The organism is Streptomyces sp. NPDC051018, from assembly GCF_044456085.1.
Lineage (GTDB): Bacteria > Actinomycetota > Actinomycetes > Streptomycetales > Streptomycetaceae > Streptomyces.
On record NZ_JBITFN010000001.1, the window covers coordinates 85,931 to 101,691 of the forward strand.

10 protein-coding genes are annotated in these 15,761 nt (G+C 70.2%); 6 read left to right on the forward strand and 4 right to left on the reverse strand.

Features of this window, described 5'->3' with window-relative positions:
• Both ACIBCM_RS00350 and ACIBCM_RS00355 read right to left on the reverse strand, forming a co-directional pair.
• Positions 1-804, reverse strand: coding sequence for a metal ABC transporter ATP-binding protein (locus ACIBCM_RS00350; protein WP_399238488.1), 804 nt, complete (start codon positions 802-804; stop codon positions 1-3).
• Positions 801-1,745 carry a metal ABC transporter substrate-binding protein gene (locus ACIBCM_RS00355; RefSeq protein ID WP_399238490.1) on the reverse strand — a complete coding sequence of 315 codons (945 nt, stop codon included), beginning with the start codon at positions 1,743-1,745 and terminating at the stop codon, positions 801-803. The genes ACIBCM_RS00350 and ACIBCM_RS00355 overlap by 4 nt, the downstream gene beginning before the upstream one ends.
• Before the next feature lie 278 nt (positions 1,746-2,023).
• Here ACIBCM_RS00355 and ACIBCM_RS00360 point away from each other — a divergent pair, with 278 nt between their 5' ends.
• Positions 2,024-3,406 (forward strand): glycine--tRNA ligase, encoded by a 1,383-nt coding sequence (locus ACIBCM_RS00360; protein ID WP_399238492.1) that lies wholly within the window; start codon positions 2,024-2,026, stop codon positions 3,404-3,406.
• Positions 3,407-3,695: 289 nt separating this feature from the next.
• The gene (locus tag ACIBCM_RS00365) at positions 3,696-3,878 is read left to right on the forward strand and encodes a DUF6243 family protein (RefSeq protein ID WP_399238494.1); all 183 of its coding nucleotides are present in this window, start codon (positions 3,696-3,698) and stop codon (positions 3,876-3,878) included.
• Between the two features lie 443 nt (positions 3,879-4,321).
• On the opposite strand, the gene ACIBCM_RS00370 is transcribed toward ACIBCM_RS00365, so the two are convergent.
• The gene (locus ACIBCM_RS00370) at positions 4,322-5,773 is read right to left on the reverse strand and encodes an MFS transporter (protein WP_399238496.1); all 1,452 of its coding nucleotides are present in this window, start codon (positions 5,771-5,773) and stop codon (positions 4,322-4,324) included.
• Between the two features lie 77 nt (positions 5,774-5,850).
• On the opposite strand from ACIBCM_RS00370, the gene dusB reads away from it, so the two are divergent.
• The 3 genes from dusB (at position 5,851) to ACIBCM_RS00385 (ending at position 12,224) form a co-directional block, all read left to right on the forward strand.
• Positions 5,851-7,068, forward strand: coding sequence for a tRNA dihydrouridine synthase DusB (gene dusB, locus ACIBCM_RS00375; RefSeq protein WP_399238498.1), 1,218 nt, complete (start codon positions 5,851-5,853; stop codon positions 7,066-7,068).
• A gap of 905 nt (positions 7,069-7,973) precedes the next feature.
• Entirely contained in the window at positions 7,974-10,691 is a 2,718-nt protein-coding gene (gene ppdK / locus ACIBCM_RS00380) for a pyruvate, phosphate dikinase (protein ID WP_399238500.1), read from the forward strand.
• A 489-nt stretch (positions 10,692-11,180) separates the two neighbouring features.
• Positions 11,181-12,224, forward strand: coding sequence for an ArsR/SmtB family transcription factor (locus ACIBCM_RS00385; protein WP_399238502.1), 1,044 nt, complete (start codon positions 11,181-11,183; stop codon positions 12,222-12,224).
• 173 nt (positions 12,225-12,397) lie between these two features.
• Here the strand turns inward: ACIBCM_RS00385 and ACIBCM_RS00390 are convergent, their stop codons facing one another.
• On the reverse strand, positions 12,398-14,305 hold the full coding sequence (locus tag ACIBCM_RS00390) for an amino acid permease (protein ID WP_399238504.1): 1,908 nt from the start codon (positions 14,303-14,305) through the stop codon (positions 12,398-12,400).
• 516 nt (positions 14,306-14,821) lie between these two features.
• Here ACIBCM_RS00390 and ACIBCM_RS00395 point away from each other — a divergent pair.
• Positions 14,822-15,730 (forward strand): putative protein N(5)-glutamine methyltransferase, encoded by a 909-nt coding sequence (locus ACIBCM_RS00395; protein WP_399238506.1) that lies wholly within the window; start codon positions 14,822-14,824, stop codon positions 15,728-15,730.
• Positions 15,731-15,761 lie beyond the last annotated feature (31 nt).

Here is a 15,761-nt window from a genome sequence, read left to right on the forward strand (position 1 = left end):
TCAGGTCAGCAGTCCCGTGCGGAGCGGCTCACCGGCCGCGTGCGGATGTACGTGGTCGTGCCCGGGCAGCGCGTGCTGGCCGACGGCCTCGGGCGGCGGTCCGTCGTGGACCACGCAGCCGTCGCGGAGCACCACGGCCCGGTCGATCAGGGGCTCGATCGCACCCAGCTCATGGAGGACCAGCAGCACGGTCGTACCGGCGGCGACCTGCTCGCGCAGGGTCCCGGCGAGGACCTCCTGGCTCGGGAGGTCGACGCCCGCCATCGGCTCGTCCATGATCAGCAGCTCGGGCCCGGAGGCGAGCGCGCGGGCGATCAGCACCCGCTGGTGCTGGCCGCCGGAGAGGGCGCCCACGGGGTCCCGGGCCCGGTCGGAGAGGCCGACGAGTTCGATGGCGCGGTCCACGGCGGCCCGGTCGGCCCGCGAGAGCCGGCCCAGCCGGGCACGGGAGAGCCGCCCCGAGGAGACGACCTCGCGGACGGTCGCGGGAACTCCGCTCGCGGCGGTGGTCCGCTGCGGTACGTATCCGACCCGGGCCCACTGCCGGAAGCGGCGCAGCTCGGTCCCGAACAGCTCGATCCGCCCGTCCGTGAGCGGCACCTGGCCGATCACGGACCGTACGGCGGTGGACTTGCCCGAGCCGTTCGCCCCGAGGAGCGCGACGACCTCGCCGCGCTCGACGGTGAGGTCGATGCCCCGCAGCACGGTCCGTGAGCCCAGTGTGGCGCGGGCGTCACGGACGGATATGACGGGCTCGCCGCCGCCGCTGTTCCGGTCGGGCGCGCCGCCCTTGTTCCCCGTCATTTCGCCCCCAGTGCCTTCCGCAGTGCCGTGAGATTGGAGTCCATCACCTGGATGTAGTCGCGGCCCCTGGACTGGTCGGTGATGCCTTCGAGCGGGTCGAGGACGTCCGTCCGCAGACCGGTGTCCTTCGCCAGGGTCTTCGCGGCCCGGTCGTCGGCGAGCGTCTCGAAGAAGACGGTGCCGACCTTCTCCTTCACCGCGATGGACTGGATCTCCTTGATCCGGGCGGGGCTGGGCTCGGCCTCGGGGTCGAGGCCGGCGATGCCCTCCTGGTCCAGTCCGTACCGTTCGGCGAGATAGCCGAAGGCGGAGTGGGTGGTGATGAAGGTCTTGGTGGCCGTGTTCTTCAGGCCCTGCTCGTACCGGGTGTTCAGCCCGGCCAGCTTGCCGGTCAGCACCTCGGCGTTCTTCCGGTAGGCGGCGGCGTTGTCGGGGTCGGCCTCGGCGAGGCCGTCGGCGACTCCCTCGGCGACCTCCGCGTACTTCACCGGGTCGAGCCAGATGTGCGGGTCGCCGCCCGCCTCGCCGTGATCGTGGCCGTCGTCGTCGCTGTGCCCGGCCCCGTGGGTCTCCAGTTCGGTGAGGGTGCCCGCGTCCGTCTTGTGCGGTACGTCGGCCTGCTCGATGGCCTTGTCCACGGCGGGCTGGACGCCCTTGAGGTAGAGGATGTAGCCCGCCTCGCCCAGCTGGGCGGTCTGGCGCGGCTTCAGCTCCAGGTCATGGGGCTCGACACCCGGCTTGGTGAGGGTGGAGACCGCGACATGGTCGCCGCCGATCTGCTCGGCGAGGTACTGCATCGGATAGAACGACGCCACCACCTTCAGCCTGCCGTTCTCCTTGCCGTCCGAGGCGGAGGAGCCAGAGCAGGCGGAGAGGGCGACCAGACCGAAGGCGATGGCTCCCGCGGCGGCGGAGGGACGTATGAGGCGTCGTACGTTCATGACAGTCATTTTCAACAAAATTGGAAACGATTGTCAACAAGGCCCCGGAGAACCCTTCCCGAACGCTCTCCGCACGGCCGTTGTCCGCTCCCCGCACGCTCTCCGCCGCTTCCCGTCCGGTGCCGTCGGCCGTCCGTTCGCCGTCCGTCCGTCCTCGCTCCGCCGTCTGTCCGCTGCTCCCGGGCGCGGGTGACGGCCGCCGATTTGATCCGGGGGGTGCGCCCGCCGGTAATCTGAAGCATTCGCCCTTAGCCGTCGTCCCCTATGAAGAGAGCACCGTGGCCGCCGACAAGATCGACACGATCGTCAACCTGAGCAAGCGCCGTGGCTTCGTCTATCCCTGCAGTGAGATCTACGGTGGTCAGAAGGCCGCCTGGGACTACGGGCCGCTGGGTGTCGAGCTGAAGGAGAACATCAAGCGCCAGTGGTGGCGCTACATGGTCACCTCGCGGGAGGACGTCGTCGGCCTCGACTCGTCGGTCATCCTGGCCACCGAGGTCTGGGAGGCGTCCGGGCACGTCGCCACCTTCACCGACCCGCTCACCGAGTGCACCTCCTGCCACAAGCGCTACCGCGCCGACCATCTGATCGAGGCGTACGAGGAGAAGCACGGCCGGACCCCCGAGAACGGCCTCGCGGACATCAACTGCCCGAACTGCGGCAACAAGGGCGCCTTCACCGACCCCAAGCAGTTCTCCGGCCTGCTCGCCACCCACCTCGGCCCCACCCAGGACTCCGGCTCCGTCGCCTATCTGCGGCCCGAGACCGCGCAGGGCATCTTCACCAATTTCGCCCAGGTCCAGCAGACCTCGCGCAAGAAGCCGCCGTTCGGCATCGCGCAGATGGGCAAGTCCTTCCGCAACGAGATCACGCCCGGCAACTTCATCTTCCGTACGCGTGAGTTCGAGCAGATGGAGATGGAGTTCTTCGTCAAGCCCGGCGAGGACGAGCACTGGCAGCAGTACTGGATGGACCAGCGCTGGGGCTGGTACACCGGGCTCGGTCTGCGCGAGGAGAACATGCGCTGGTACGAGCACCCCAAGGACAAGCTCTCCCACTACTCCAAGCGCACCGCCGACATCGAGTACCGCTTCCGGTTCGGCGGCAGCGAGTGGGGCGAGCTGGAGGGTGTCGCCAACCGCACCGACTTCGACCTCTCGGCGCACTCCAAGGCGTCCGGCCACGACCTGTCGTACTTCGACCAGGAGGCCGGCGAGCGCTGGACGCCGTACGTCATCGAGCCCGCGGCCGGTGTCGGCCGCGCGATGCTGGCCTTCCTCCTCGACGCGTACAACGAGGACGAGGCCCCCAACGCCAAGGGCGTCATGGAGAAGCGCACCGTGATGCGCCTCGACCCGCGCCTCGCGCCGGTCAAGGTCGCCGTGCTGCCCCTCTCCCGCAACCCGCAGCTCTCCCCGAAGGCCAAGGGGCTCGCGGCCGACCTGCGGCAGAACTGGAACATCGAGTTCGACGACGCGGGCGCGATCGGCCGCCGCTACCGCCGCCAGGACGAGATCGGTACGCCGTTCTGCGTCACCGTCGACTTCGACACCCTCGACGACGACGCGGTGACCGTGCGCGAGCGCGACACCATGAAGCAGGAGCGGGTCTCCCTGGACCAGATCCAGGCATACCTCGGCGCCCGTCTGGTGGGCTGCTGACGGTCGTACGGCCGTACGCGCAGGGGTCGGCGGGGCAGTGTTCCCCGTCGGCCCCGTGCTTGTCACGGACGCCCGTACCGACGGCCCGTACCGACGCCCGGACCGACGGTGACGGGTGCGGGAGGACGACCGCGGCACGGCCGGAAAATCGGGTGCCGTGTGCACACAGGGGAGGTAACGTCCCCTCCATGTACTCGTTCTTCCAGATCTACGAGTGAGAGCGCGGCGGACCTCCTCCGCCCGCATCTGACGATTCCGCAGTCACTTCTCACCACGATGGGAGAACCCCGTGGCCAAGAGCCGTAACAACCTCCTCGGCGTGGGCGGACAGCGCAGGAAGCTGTCCCGGGCCGACCAGCAGGGCAACGGCCCCACCCGCAACGCCGACCGCAAGACCGCCGCCGACCAGAAGGCGGAGCTACTGCGCAAGATGCGTGAGCGCGCCCAGACCGACACCAGCACCGAGGACTGACCAGCTCGCACACACCACCGGAACCCCGGAGCGCACCAAGCGCCCCGGGGTTCCGTACTGCGCCCTCCAGCATTCCAGCTGGTCCGGCGTTTGAGGACGGACGTGGGGCTGGGGTGTGGGTTGCTTTGGCGTGGCCGGTGGGTCGGCGTGCGCATTCCAGCCTGTCCGGCGTTTGAGGACGGACGTGGGGTCGGGGTGTGGGTCACTTGGCAAGTCCGGCGGGCCGAAGCGCGCCAATCCCAGCCCGTCCGGCGTTTGAGGACGGACCTCAGCCCCAGGCAGGGGCACACCGGCAAGACCGGACACCCGGAGAAGCAGAATCCAGCCCGTCCGGCGTTTGAGGACAAAGCCCGCGCTCAGGGACAGGGCCACCCCGGAGGGGACCCGCGCTCCGGGACAGGACCACCCCGGAGGGGACCCGCACCCCGGGACAGGGCAACCCCTCACACGTCGGGGATCCGACCCACCCCCCGCCCATCCCCGCCCCCACCCCCTTCCGTCGCCGTCTCCAGACGCCCCGCGCACCGCAGCGCCGTCCCCCGCGCCCAGGGGCCGCTCGTCAGCGCCCCGACCACCAGCACACACAGCCCGCACCCCGTGATGACCCACCACGCGGGCCGGCTCGCCGCGACGAAGGCCGCCGGCGATCCCGTCCCCAGGGACACACCTGCCGCCAGCACCGCGCCGATCACCGCGACGCCGAGGGTCTGACCGATCTGACGGCTCGTGGACGCGACCGCCGCCGCGACACCCGCCTGGGCGCGGGGCATACCGGAGACCGCCGTGTTGGTGATGGGCGCGTTCACCATGCCGAAGCCGATGCCGAACAGCACGTACCCGGTGAACAGCAGCACATCCGAGGTCTCCGCCTCGAACGCCGCGAACATCACCCCGCACGCCGCCATCGTGGTCCCGGCGACCAGCAGGGGCAGCCGCGGCCCCCGGCTGCCCACCAGCCGCCCCGACAGCGGTGCGCAGATGAACGTCATGCCCGCCATCGGAAGCATGTAGAGCCCGGCCTCCAGGGCGGACAGCCCGCGCGCGTCCTGGAGATAGAGCGTATTGAGGAACAGGAATCCGCCCAGCGCGGCGAAGGCCGCCACCGCGATCACCGTCGCCCCGCTGAAGGGCGCGCTCCGGAAGAACCGCAGATCGATCAGGGGCTCGCGCCGCCTCGGCTCGTACAGCAGCACCCCCACCAGTGCGACCGCCGCGATCACCGCGAAGACGAGGTCCGTCTCGATGATCGCGTACGTCAGTGAGCCCAGCAGCGCGATGATCAGCAGCTGTCCCACCACGTCGACCCGCCGAGGGTGCGGAGCCCGGGACTCCGGTACGTATCGCCAGGTCAGCAGCAGCGCGGCGAGGCCCACCGGCAGATTGACCCAGAAGATCGAGCGCCAGCCGACCGAGTCCACGAGCAGCCCGCCGACCAGCGGCCCCGCGGCCATGGAGATCCCCACGACCCCGCCCCACACCCCGATGGCCCGGGCGCGCGCCGCCGGCTCGGTGAAGGTGTTCGTGATGATCGACATCGCGACCGGATTGAGCATGGAACCACCGACGGCCTGGACCATCCGGAAGACGATCAGCAGATCCAGGCTGGGTGCGAGCGAGCACAGCAGCGAGCCCACGGTGAACAGCACCAGCCCCGCCATGAACACCTTGCGGCGGCCGATCCGGTCCGCGGTGGAGCCCGCGAGCATCAGCAGGGAGGCGAGGACGAGGGTGTACGCGTCGATCGTCCACTGCAACCCGGAGACGGAGGCGTTCAGTTCCCTGCCCATGGAGGGCAGCGCGACATTGAGGATCGTGTTGTCCAGACTGACGATCAGCAGGCTCATACAGCAGATCGCCAGCACGAGGAGCCGCCGTCGGGATGTCAGCTCGGGCATGCGTCGATAGTACGGCTAACTAATGAATATGGCCGCTGTGACACCGCGCGCAGGCCGCCATACGTGACAATGGAGCAATGACCACGCTCGCCCCGTCCGCCGCCCCGACCCTGACCATCGGCCCGCACGCCGTGCGGCCGCCGGTGGTGCTCGCGCCGATGGCTGGCATCACGAACGCGCCCTTCCGCACGCTCTGCCGGGAGTTCGCCGAGGGCGTCGGGGAGGCCGGGGACGGTGGGGGCTTCCCTCCGCGGAGCGCGCCGGATGCGGCCACCGCTCGCCGGGGGCTCTTCGTGAGCGAGATGATCACGACCCGGGCGCTGGTCGAGCGCAATGAGAAGACCATGCAGCTGATCCACTTCGACGCGGCGGAGACGCCCCGGTCGATCCAGCTGTACGGGGTCGATCCCGTGACCGTCGGCAAGGCGGTCCGCATGATCGTCGACGAGGATCTCGCCGACCACATCGATCTCAACTTCGGCTGCCCGGTCCCGAAGGTGACCCGCAAGGGCGGTGGCTCGGCCCTTCCGTACAAGCGGCCCCTGCTGCGGGCGATCCTGCGCGAGGCGGTCACGGGGGCGGGGGACCTCCCCGTCACCATGAAGATGCGCAAGGGCATCGACGACGACCACATCACCTATCTCGACGCCGGCCGGATCGCGGTGGAGGAGGGCGTCACGGCGATCGCCCTGCACGGACGTACGGCGGCGCAGCACTACGGCGGTACGGCGGACTGGGACGCGATCGCCCGGCTCAAGGAGCACGTCCCCGAGATCCCCGTCCTCGGCAACGGTGACATCTGGTCCGCCGACGACGCGCTGCGGATGGTCCGGGAGACCGGCTGCGACGGGGTGGTCGTGGGCCGCGGGTGCCTGGGGCGGCCCTGGCTCTTCAGCGATCTCGTCACGGCCTTCGAGGGCGGGGGTGCGTCTGCCGCGCCGACCCTGCGGGAGGTCGCGGCGGTCATGCGGCGGCACGCGGAACTGCTCGGGGAGTGGATCGGTGACGAGTCGCGCGGGGTCATCGACTTCCGCAAGCATGTCGCGTGGTACCTCAAGGGGTTCTCGGTCGGCTCCGAGATGCGCAAGCGGCTGGCCGTCACGTCGTCGCTCGCCGAGCTGGACGAGGGGCTGGGGCGGCTGGAGCTGGATCAGCCGTGGCCGTCCGACGCGGATGGGCCCCGTGGGCGTACGTCGGGGAACAACCGGGTTGTCCTGCCGGACGGGTGGCTGAAGGATCCGTACGACTGTGCGGGGGTCGGGCCGGATGCGGAGCTGGATACGTCTGGGGGGTAGCGGGGGGTTTTGCCCTCTCCCCGGGCCGGGGTCTGTCCTCAATCGCCGGACGGGCTGGGCTTTCGCGCTTCGGGCCGGTGGGCATGCCAAGTGGTTCCTGCCTGGGGCCGGGGTCCGTCCTCAATCGCCGGACGGGCTGGTTTTGTGGCCGTTGCCTGGGGCTGAGGTCTGTCCTCAAGCGTCGGACGGGCTGGTTTTGCTGCCGTTGCCCGGGCCCCGGGTTTCGCCCTCAAGGGCCGGAGGGGCTGGAGTTGTGGCCGTTGCCTGGGGCTGGGGGTGGCCGTTCGGTGGCGGGAGTCGATGCGGGTGCTCATCTGAGAAGGGAGCGGTGCGGGCAGGGGTTTCGGTTGCTTGCATGCTGTCGGCGGATGACGCCGTACGGACAGAATCGCATCCCGGCCCGGTGGTGCCGTCGCTGCTGCCGGTGGCCGGGGCTCGGGCGGCCCTGTGCGCGCAGCAGCGCCGAGGGGCGGAACCTCCGGCGCCGGTCCGCTGGCTCGCGCCGGGGCGCGCGGGCGTGCCCCGGCGGTCCGGATGATGGAACGGCTCGTGTTTCCGTCGCGTGATTCTCGCCACCCTTGATAAGGGTGACGCTCAGATGAGCGATTTGGAGTCGACTGCATCTTTCGGACGAGTGGCACTGCGTGCCACCCTGTCACCGTTCACCCGGTCGACCGAATCGCCACACAGAGTCGCCCTTGGGTGCCGATCGGCTGCCTTCGGTAGTGATGTGTTCAAGGTTTGAAAGATCTGGCTTGGGGGGTTTACCCATCAGTTAACTTTCGATCCGGTGGCGGACGAGTGGTTACGGCCGTATGTCGGCCAAGTGGACGTACCCAGAAGCCTTTGATCTGGGTATGTTCCTCGCCGTCAGGGCAGCCACTGAGCCTCGGGAGTCGAGAGCCGTGTCGGAAAACAAGGATCACCAGGATCAGAAGTTCGTTTACGACTTCACCGAGGGCAACAGGGACCTCAAGGATCTGCTCGGCGGCAAGGGCGCCAACCTCGCCGAGATGACCAACCTCGGGCTGCCCGTCCCTCCGGGCTTCACGATCACCACCGAGGCGTGCAAGGTCTACCTCGACAGCGGCACCGAGCCCCCCTCCCTCCGGGCCGAGGTGAGTGCGCACCTCGAAGCCCTCGAAGCGACCAAGGGCAAGAAGCTCGGCCAGGCCGACGACCCGCTGCTCGTGTCCGTGCGCTCGGGCGCCAAGTTCTCCATGCCCGGCATGATGGACACCGTCCTCAACATCGGCCTGTCCGACGGCTCCGTCGCCGGCCTCGCCCAGCAGTCCGGCGACGAGCGCTTCGCCTGGGACTCGTACCGCAGGCTCATCCAGATGTTCGGCAAGACCGTCCTCGGCGTCGACGGCGACCTCTTCGAGGAGGCGCTGGAGGAGGCCAAGGCCGCGAAGAACGTCACCGTCGACACCGACCTCGACGCGGGCGATCTGAAGAAGCTGGTCAAGCAGTTCAAGAAGATCGTCAAGGCCGAGGCCGGACGGGACTTCCCGCAGGACGCGCGCGAACAGATGGACCTGGCCGTCAAGGCGGTCTTCGACTCGTGGAACGGCGACCGCGCCAAGCTCTACCGCCGCCAGGAGCGCATCCCCAACGACCTCGGCACGGCCGTCAACATCTGCTCCATGGTCTTCGGCAACCTCGGCCCCGACTCCGGTACGGGCGTCGCGTTCACCCGCGACCCGGCCAGCGGCCAGCAGGGCGTCTACGGCGACTACCTCCAGAACGCGCAGGGCGAGGACGTCGTCGCGGGCATCCGCAACACCGTGCCCCTCGCCGAGCTGGAGCGGATCGACAAGACGTCGTACGACCGGCTGATGCAGATCATGGAGACGCTGGAGAACCACTACCTCGACCTCTGCGACATCGAGTTCACCATTGAGCGCGGGGTGCTGTGGATGCTCCAGACCCGCGTAGGCAAGCGGACCGCGGGAGCCGCCTTCCGGATCGCCACCCAGCTCGTCGACCAGGGGCTGATCGACGAGGCCGAGGCGCTCCAGCGGGTCACCGGCGGCCAGCTCGCCCAGCTGATGTTCCCCCGCTTCGACGAGGACGCCAAGGTGGACCTGCTGGGCCGGGGCATCGCCGCGTCGCCCGGCGCCGCCGTCGGCAAGGCCGTCTTCGACTCGTACACCGCCGTCAAGTGGTCGCGGTCGGGGGAGAAGGTCATCCTCATCCGGCGGGAGACCAACCCCGACGACCTCGACGGAATGATCGCCGCCGAGGGCATCCTCACCTCCCGGGGCGGCAAGACCTCCCACGCGGCCGTCGTCGCCCGGGGGATGGGCAAGACCTGTGTCTGCGGCGCCGAGGACCTCGAAGTCGACACCAAGCGGCGCCGGATGACCGTGAACGGCACCGTCGTCGAGGAGGGGGACGTCGTCTCCATCGACGGCTCCACCGGCAAGGTCTACCTCGGTGAGGTCCCCGTCGTGCCGTCCCCGGTCGTCGAGTACTTCGAGGGCCGGATGCACGCGGGCGCCGACGACGCCGACGAGCTGGTCGCCGCCGTGCACCGGATCATGGCGTACGCGGACCGGGTACGCAGGCTGCGCGTACGGGCCAACGCCGACAACGCCGAGGACGCGCTGCGCGCCCGGCGGTTCGGCGCCCAGGGCATCGGCCTGTGCCGCACCGAGCACATGTTCCTCGGTGAGCGGCGCGAGATGGTCGAGCGGCTGATCCTCGCCGACCACGACGACGAGCGCGCCGAAGCCCTCGACAAGCTGCTGCCGCTCCAGAAGAAGGACTTCATCGAGCTGTTCGAGGCGATGGACGGCCTCCCGGTGACGGTCCGGCTGCTGGACCCGCCGCTGCACGAGTTCCTGCCCGACATCACCGAGCTGTCGGTGCGCGTCGCGCTCGCCGAGTCCCGCAAGGACCACAACGAGAACGATCTGCGGCTCCTCCAGGCCGTGCACCGGCTGCACGAGCAGAACCCGATGCTGGGGCTGCGCGGGGTCCGGCTCGGCCTGGTCATCCCGGGTCTGTTTGCCATGCAGGTACGGGCGATCGCCGAGGCCGCCGCCGCCCGCAGGAACGCCAAGGGCGACCCGCGCGCCGAGATCATGATTCCGCTGGTGGGCACGGTCCAGGAGCTGGAGATCGTACGGGACGAGGCCGAGCGGGTCATCGCCGAGGTCGAGGCGGCCACCGGTACGGACCTGAAGCTGGCGCTCGGCACGATGATCGAACTGCCGCGCGCCGCTCTGACCGCCGGTCAGATCGCCGAGGCGGCCCAGTTCTTCAGCTTCGGCACCAATGACCTCACCCAGACCGTGTGGGGCTTCTCGCGCGACGACGTGGAGGCGTCCTTCTTCACCGCCTACCTGGAGAAGGGCATTTTCGGGGTCTCGCCGTTCGAGACCATCGACAAGGACGGGGTTGGCTCGCTCGTACGCAACGCGGTGGAGGCCGGCCGCGCCACCCGCCCCGATCTCAAACTCGGCGTCTGCGGTGAGCACGGCGGCGACCCGGAGTCCGTCCACTTCTTCCACGAGGTGGGTCTCGACTACGTCTCCTGCTCGCCCTTCCGGATCCCGGTGGCGCGGCTGGAGGCCGGGCGCGCGGCGGCGGGCTCGAAGGGCAGCGACTCCCGCTGAGGCCGTCCGGGGGCCGCCCAGGCCCTCCTGGACCCCGGATCGCCGCCGGCCGTACCTCAACCCTCAACGGCCGGCGGTGGCTCCGGAGCACGGAAAGAAGGGGCGGGCGCCTTGTGCGGGGCGCCCGCCCCTCGTGTTTGTTCACCCGGCTTCCGGAAAGCCGGTGTTTCCCGGCTTTCTCCGCCGGTGGACCGGTAAACAGCGGGCGGGGCGCGGCCGGTGGATCCCCATCCACGGGCCGCGCCCCATTACCCCGGCCGGACAGGGAGCCGCACCCACTGTCACCCGCCGCCGAACGTGCAAAGCCCCCCACGGTCTTCGCCACGTCCATCGGAGACAGAAGGAACCCGCCCGACGCGGTACAGCCTTTCGGTTCGCACCCGACCGCGGCGAGACATTTCAACTCTGGCTGAAACTCCGTGGTAACCGGTTGTGATGGTGTGCATACTCAGTGGTAGGGGCAATTGCGAGTGCAACAGTGGGGGTCCAGTGCTGCGTATCCATTTCACCGGTGACGATCTGGCAAGAGTGAGAATGGCCACAAAACCCGATGTGCTGTGGGAGACGATTCTCAGCTTTCACCGATTGAGGGAGCGCCGACGTGCGGTGATGTTCGGGGAATGGCGTGCGGAAACGCGGGCCAGGTTGAATGGTGAAACAAGCCTGCTGTCCGCCCTGGTGCCGCCCCGAGGTTATTTCCCCGACTTTCTGACACCGCCTCAAAGTAACAGCGGTCTTGAATCCGGCCTTGAGGCTATACGGGCTACAGCACCCGAACGGTTACATTCCGAACTGACTCTCGCTTCAGCAGGCCGTGCATCCGGGCGTGCAGGGGCCCGTGCAGCGGCGTCCGGCCGGGCGGGCCGGTCGGGCGGACCCACGGGGCTCGCCGGGCTCGCAGAGGGGCATCCCGAGGCGCTGGACCGACTCGTCTCGATGATCCGCGGTTACCACCGCGCCGCCATCGTGCCGTACTGGCCGCACATCCAGGCCCGGGTCGAGGCCGACCGCGCGGTGCGGGGCCGGGCCCTCCTCGACGGCGGCGCCGCCGAACTGCTGGGCGCCCTCCCGCCCGTACTGCGCTGGCGCGCCCCCGTCCTGGAGGCGGACTATCCCGTCGACCGCGAACTGCACCTCGACGGGCGGGGGCTGCTGCTCCAGCCGTCGTTCTTCTGCCGCGGCACCCCGGTCGTCCTGCGGGACGCCTCGCTGCCGCCGGTCCTCGTCTATCCCGCGGCCCACACCCCCGACCCGGCGTTCGGCGAGGCGGCCACCTCGCTCGGTCCCTCGCTCGGCAAACTCGTGGGCCACACCCGGTCCGCCGTCCTCCAGGCCATCCGCTACGGCTGCACCACCAGTGAACTCGCCCGCAGGGCCGGTGTCTCGCTCGCCTCCGCCAGCCAGCACGCGGCCGTTCTCAGAGAGGCGGGACTGGTACTGACCCTGCGCCACGGCAACGCCGTACTGCATACGCTCACACCCCTTGGCGCGGCCCTTCTGCGCGGTGGCGCACCGGCGGAGGCGACGGGCTAGCGGGCGACGGCGGCGGGGGGAGGCGACGGGCCGGCGGGCGACGGCGGCGGGGGGAGAGGTGAGGTGAGGGTGTAGCGAGGGACGGCCCCGGGGGAGACGAGGGGGTGCGGGTGACGGCACCGGAGAGGCGGGGGCCCGGCGCCACGGCGGGCGAGAGGGCCGATACGTCTCGTTCAGCCCTGCGGGGACCCCGGCCACGCCGGTCCTCGCCCGCCGTCACGGTCCGACACCCGGAACCGCAGCCGGCAGATCACCGCCTCCGTGTCCCTGCGTACGGCGTGTGCCAGCACCGACCCGCGCTGGTTCTGGAGCAGCCGCTGCCACAGCCGCTCGGGTTCCACCTCCGCGATCAGCACCGTGACCCGTGTCCCCGGGTGGTAGTGGTACACCTTCCGGACGTACTCCGACACCGGCCGCCCTATCGCCCGGTGCTCCGAGTGCAGTTCCACCAGCTCCACGCCCGGATTCCACCGCTCCCAGTCCCGGCGCAGCGCCCGTGTCTTCTCCCGGTCCTCCGGATCGGGGTGGGCGACCGTCACCGCCCGCACCTCGTCGCCCAGTGACACGGCCGCGTTGACGGCCTCGCACGTCAGCCGGGACAGCTGCGACACCGGCACGATGACGAGCGACCGGTCGCGGTGCGGGGCGTCGGGGACGCGGCCCAGCCCGATGCGCTCGTCGATCCGCCCGTACGCCCGGTGGACCCGCTCGAACAGCAGCACCAGCGCGGGCAGCGCGATCACGATCAGCCACGCCCCCTCGGTGAACTTGGTCGCCGTGACGACGATGGCGCTCACACCCGTCAGCACTGCCCCGGACCCGTTCAGTACGGCCTTGTACCGCCGCCGGGGGTCACGTTCCGTACGCCAGTGGATCACCATCCCCGCCTGGCAGATGGTGAAACCGACGAACACCCCGATCGCGAACAGCGGGACCAGGGTGTTGGTGTCACCTCGCGAGAACACCAGCAGCAGCGCGGCGACCGCGGAGAGCGCCAGCACCCCGTGGCGGTGGACCTCTCGGTCGGCCTTGAGCCGGAAGAGATGCGGCAGGTAGTTGTCGCGGGCCAGCAGCGCCATCAGCACCGGCAGCCCGCCGAAGGAGGTGTTCGCGGCCAGCGCCAGAAGCACGACCGTGGCGAACTGGACGACGTAGAAACCCCAGTTGTGCCCCAGCGAGGCGTCCGCGAGCTGCGCGAGTACCGTCACGCCCTCCACGGGCTGGAGATGGAAGCGGCCGATGAGGACCGACAGCCCGATCAGCATCACGCCCAGCAGACCGCCCAGGGCGACCTCCGTACGCTGGGCCCGCCTGGCCGACGGGGCACGGAAGGACGGTACGGCGTTGGCGACCGCCTCCACTCCGGTCAGCGCCGAGCATCCGGACGCGAACGCCTTGAGCAGCAGCAGCGCGCCCACGGCCGTGGCGCTGTCGCCGAGTGCGGACGCATGACCCTCCGCTGTCTCCGTGGAGGCCGGCGCGCTGCGGAACAGACCGACGGCGATCAGCGTGAGGATCGAGCCGATGAACACCGCCGTCGGGACGATGAACGCCTTCGCAGAATCGACGATCCCCCGCAGATTCACCCCCGTGACCAGCAGGAGAACGGCCATGCAGAGCAGCAGCCGGTCGTCGTAGAGGGAGGGGAAGGCGGAGGTGAGGGCCGCGACGCCCGCGGTCACCGAGACCGCCACGTTCAGGACGTAGTCCAGGACCAGTGAGGCCGCGGCCGTCAGCGCGGTCCGGTTGCCCAGATGCGCCTTCGCGACCGCGTACGCACCGCCGCCGTTCGGGAACGCGGCGATGACCTGGCGGTAGGAGGCGACGAGCACCGCGAGCAGTACGGCGATGGCGAGCGTCACAGGCAGGGTGTACCCGAGCCCGGCCGCGCCCGCCGTGGCCAGAACGAGAACGATGGCCTCGGGTCCGTACGCCACCGAGGCCATCGCGTCCAGGGAGAGCGCGGCCAGTCCCTGGAGCGCGGTGAGCCGGTGGCGGTCGCCGGAGGACGTTCCCGGGATCCGCGGGGGCGGCGCGACCGCGTCCCCGGACGGTCCGGAGGGCGTGGAGACAGTGGTCATCGTGCCGGGTACCTCTCTGCCGGAGCCCATGGAGTGAGGGCAGCACCTCAGAGTGAGGGCGCGTTTTCCGCGGTGGGTGCCCTCTTGTCACGTCCCTTGCGCGGGAGGGGCGGGTCTTCACACGACATTGACGCGGGGGCGCGGCAGTGGAAGTGGGTGCCGTGCGGGTGTCGGGGCATGTTCGGGGGTGCGGAGGCCGGTGTGCCCAGGGGCGGGTCCGGGGTGCGGAGGCCGGTGTGGCCGACCCGAAGGCGAAGGCGCGGCCCGGCCGCGGCGGCATGGCGCGGGGACCGGCGGTCGCGCCCGTGCCTCCCGGCGGCCTGGACGGGCCCCCGGGGGACGGGTCCGGTAATGTGTGGCCTCCCCGTACCGTCGTCGGGGACACGACACACCGAGGAGGTGAGACCCATTACCGCTGTGGCAGGTCGGGTGCTCTCCTCGCACGGCCCTTCGGCCGGTCCGGCTCACCGGCTCGGGTGACCCGGAGAGCGCCCTTCGGTAACCCGGAAGGCTCTCATGTCGGATTCCCCCTCTTCTTCCCCTCTCTCTGCTGCTTCCGCCTCGTCCTTCTCTCCTTCTTCTTCCGTTTCTTCTGTTTCTTCCGCTTCCCGTACTCCGGTCCCGGTCGGCTCGGGGGCGGAGATCGTCACCAGGCTCCGTGACGCGGGCTGTGTCTTCGCCGAGGACGAGGCCGGGCTTCTGCTCTCCACCGCCCGCACCCCCGCCGAACTCGCCGCCATGGTGGACCGGCGGATCGCCGGGCACCCTCTGGAACACGTCCTCGGCTGGGCGGAGTTCTGCGGTCTCCGGGTGAGCGTCGACGCGGGCGTCTTCGTACCCCGCCGGCGTACCGAGTTCCTCGTCCGGAAGGCCGCGGAACTCGCCCCGTCCCATGCCGTCGTGGTCGATCTGTGCTGCGGCTCGGGTGCGCTCGGTGCGGCGCTGGCCGGGGCCGTGGACCGGGCCGAACTGCATGCCACCGACATCGACCCCGCCGCCGTGCACTGCGCCCGCCGCAATGTGGCGGCCGTCGGCGGGGTGGCGTACGAGGGTGATCTGTACGAGCCGCTGCCCGCCGGACTCCGTGGCCGGGTCGATGTGCTGCTGGCCAATGTGCCGTATGTGCCGACCGGTGACATCGGACTGCTGCCCGCCGAGGCACGTGTCCATGAGGCCCGTGTCGCCCTCGACGGGGGAGCGGACGGACTCGATGTCCTGCGCAGGGTCGCGGCCGGTGCGTACGCGTGGCTGGCGCCGGGCGGCTCACTGCTCTTCGAGACCAGCGAACGGCAGGCGGAGCAGGCCGTGGAGATCGTGGCCCGGAGCGGTCTGGCACCGGGGGTGGCGGTGTCGGAGGAGTGGTACGCGACGGTCGTCATCGGCACCCGGACACCGCCCGCGGCGACACCGGGTACACCCGCGTGAGTTGAGGGAACCCCGCAGGGCGGCCGGGGTG

Bases quoted from the DNA above. Each gene is read 5' to 3' on its own strand.
- ACIBCM_RS00350 (WP_399238488.1), bottom strand. From the start codon at position 804: ATGACGGGGAACAAGGGCGGCGCGCCCGACCGGAACAGCGGCGGCGGC.
- ACIBCM_RS00355 (WP_399238490.1), bottom strand. From the start codon at position 1,745: ATGAACGTACGACGCCTCATACGTCCCTCCGCCGCCGCGGGAGCCATC.
- ACIBCM_RS00370 (WP_399238496.1), bottom strand. From the start codon at position 5,773: ATGCCCGAGCTGACATCCCGACGGCGGCTCCTCGTGCTGGCGATCTGC.
- dusB (WP_399238498.1), top strand. From the start codon at position 5,851: ATGACCACGCTCGCCCCGTCCGCCGCCCCGACCCTGACCATCGGCCCG.
- ACIBCM_RS00390 (WP_399238504.1), bottom strand. From the start codon at position 14,305: ATGACCACTGTCTCCACGCCCTCCGGACCGTCCGGGGACGCGGTCGCG.
- ACIBCM_RS00395 (WP_399238506.1), top strand. From the start codon at position 14,822: ATGTCGGATTCCCCCTCTTCTTCCCCTCTCTCTGCTGCTTCCGCCTCG.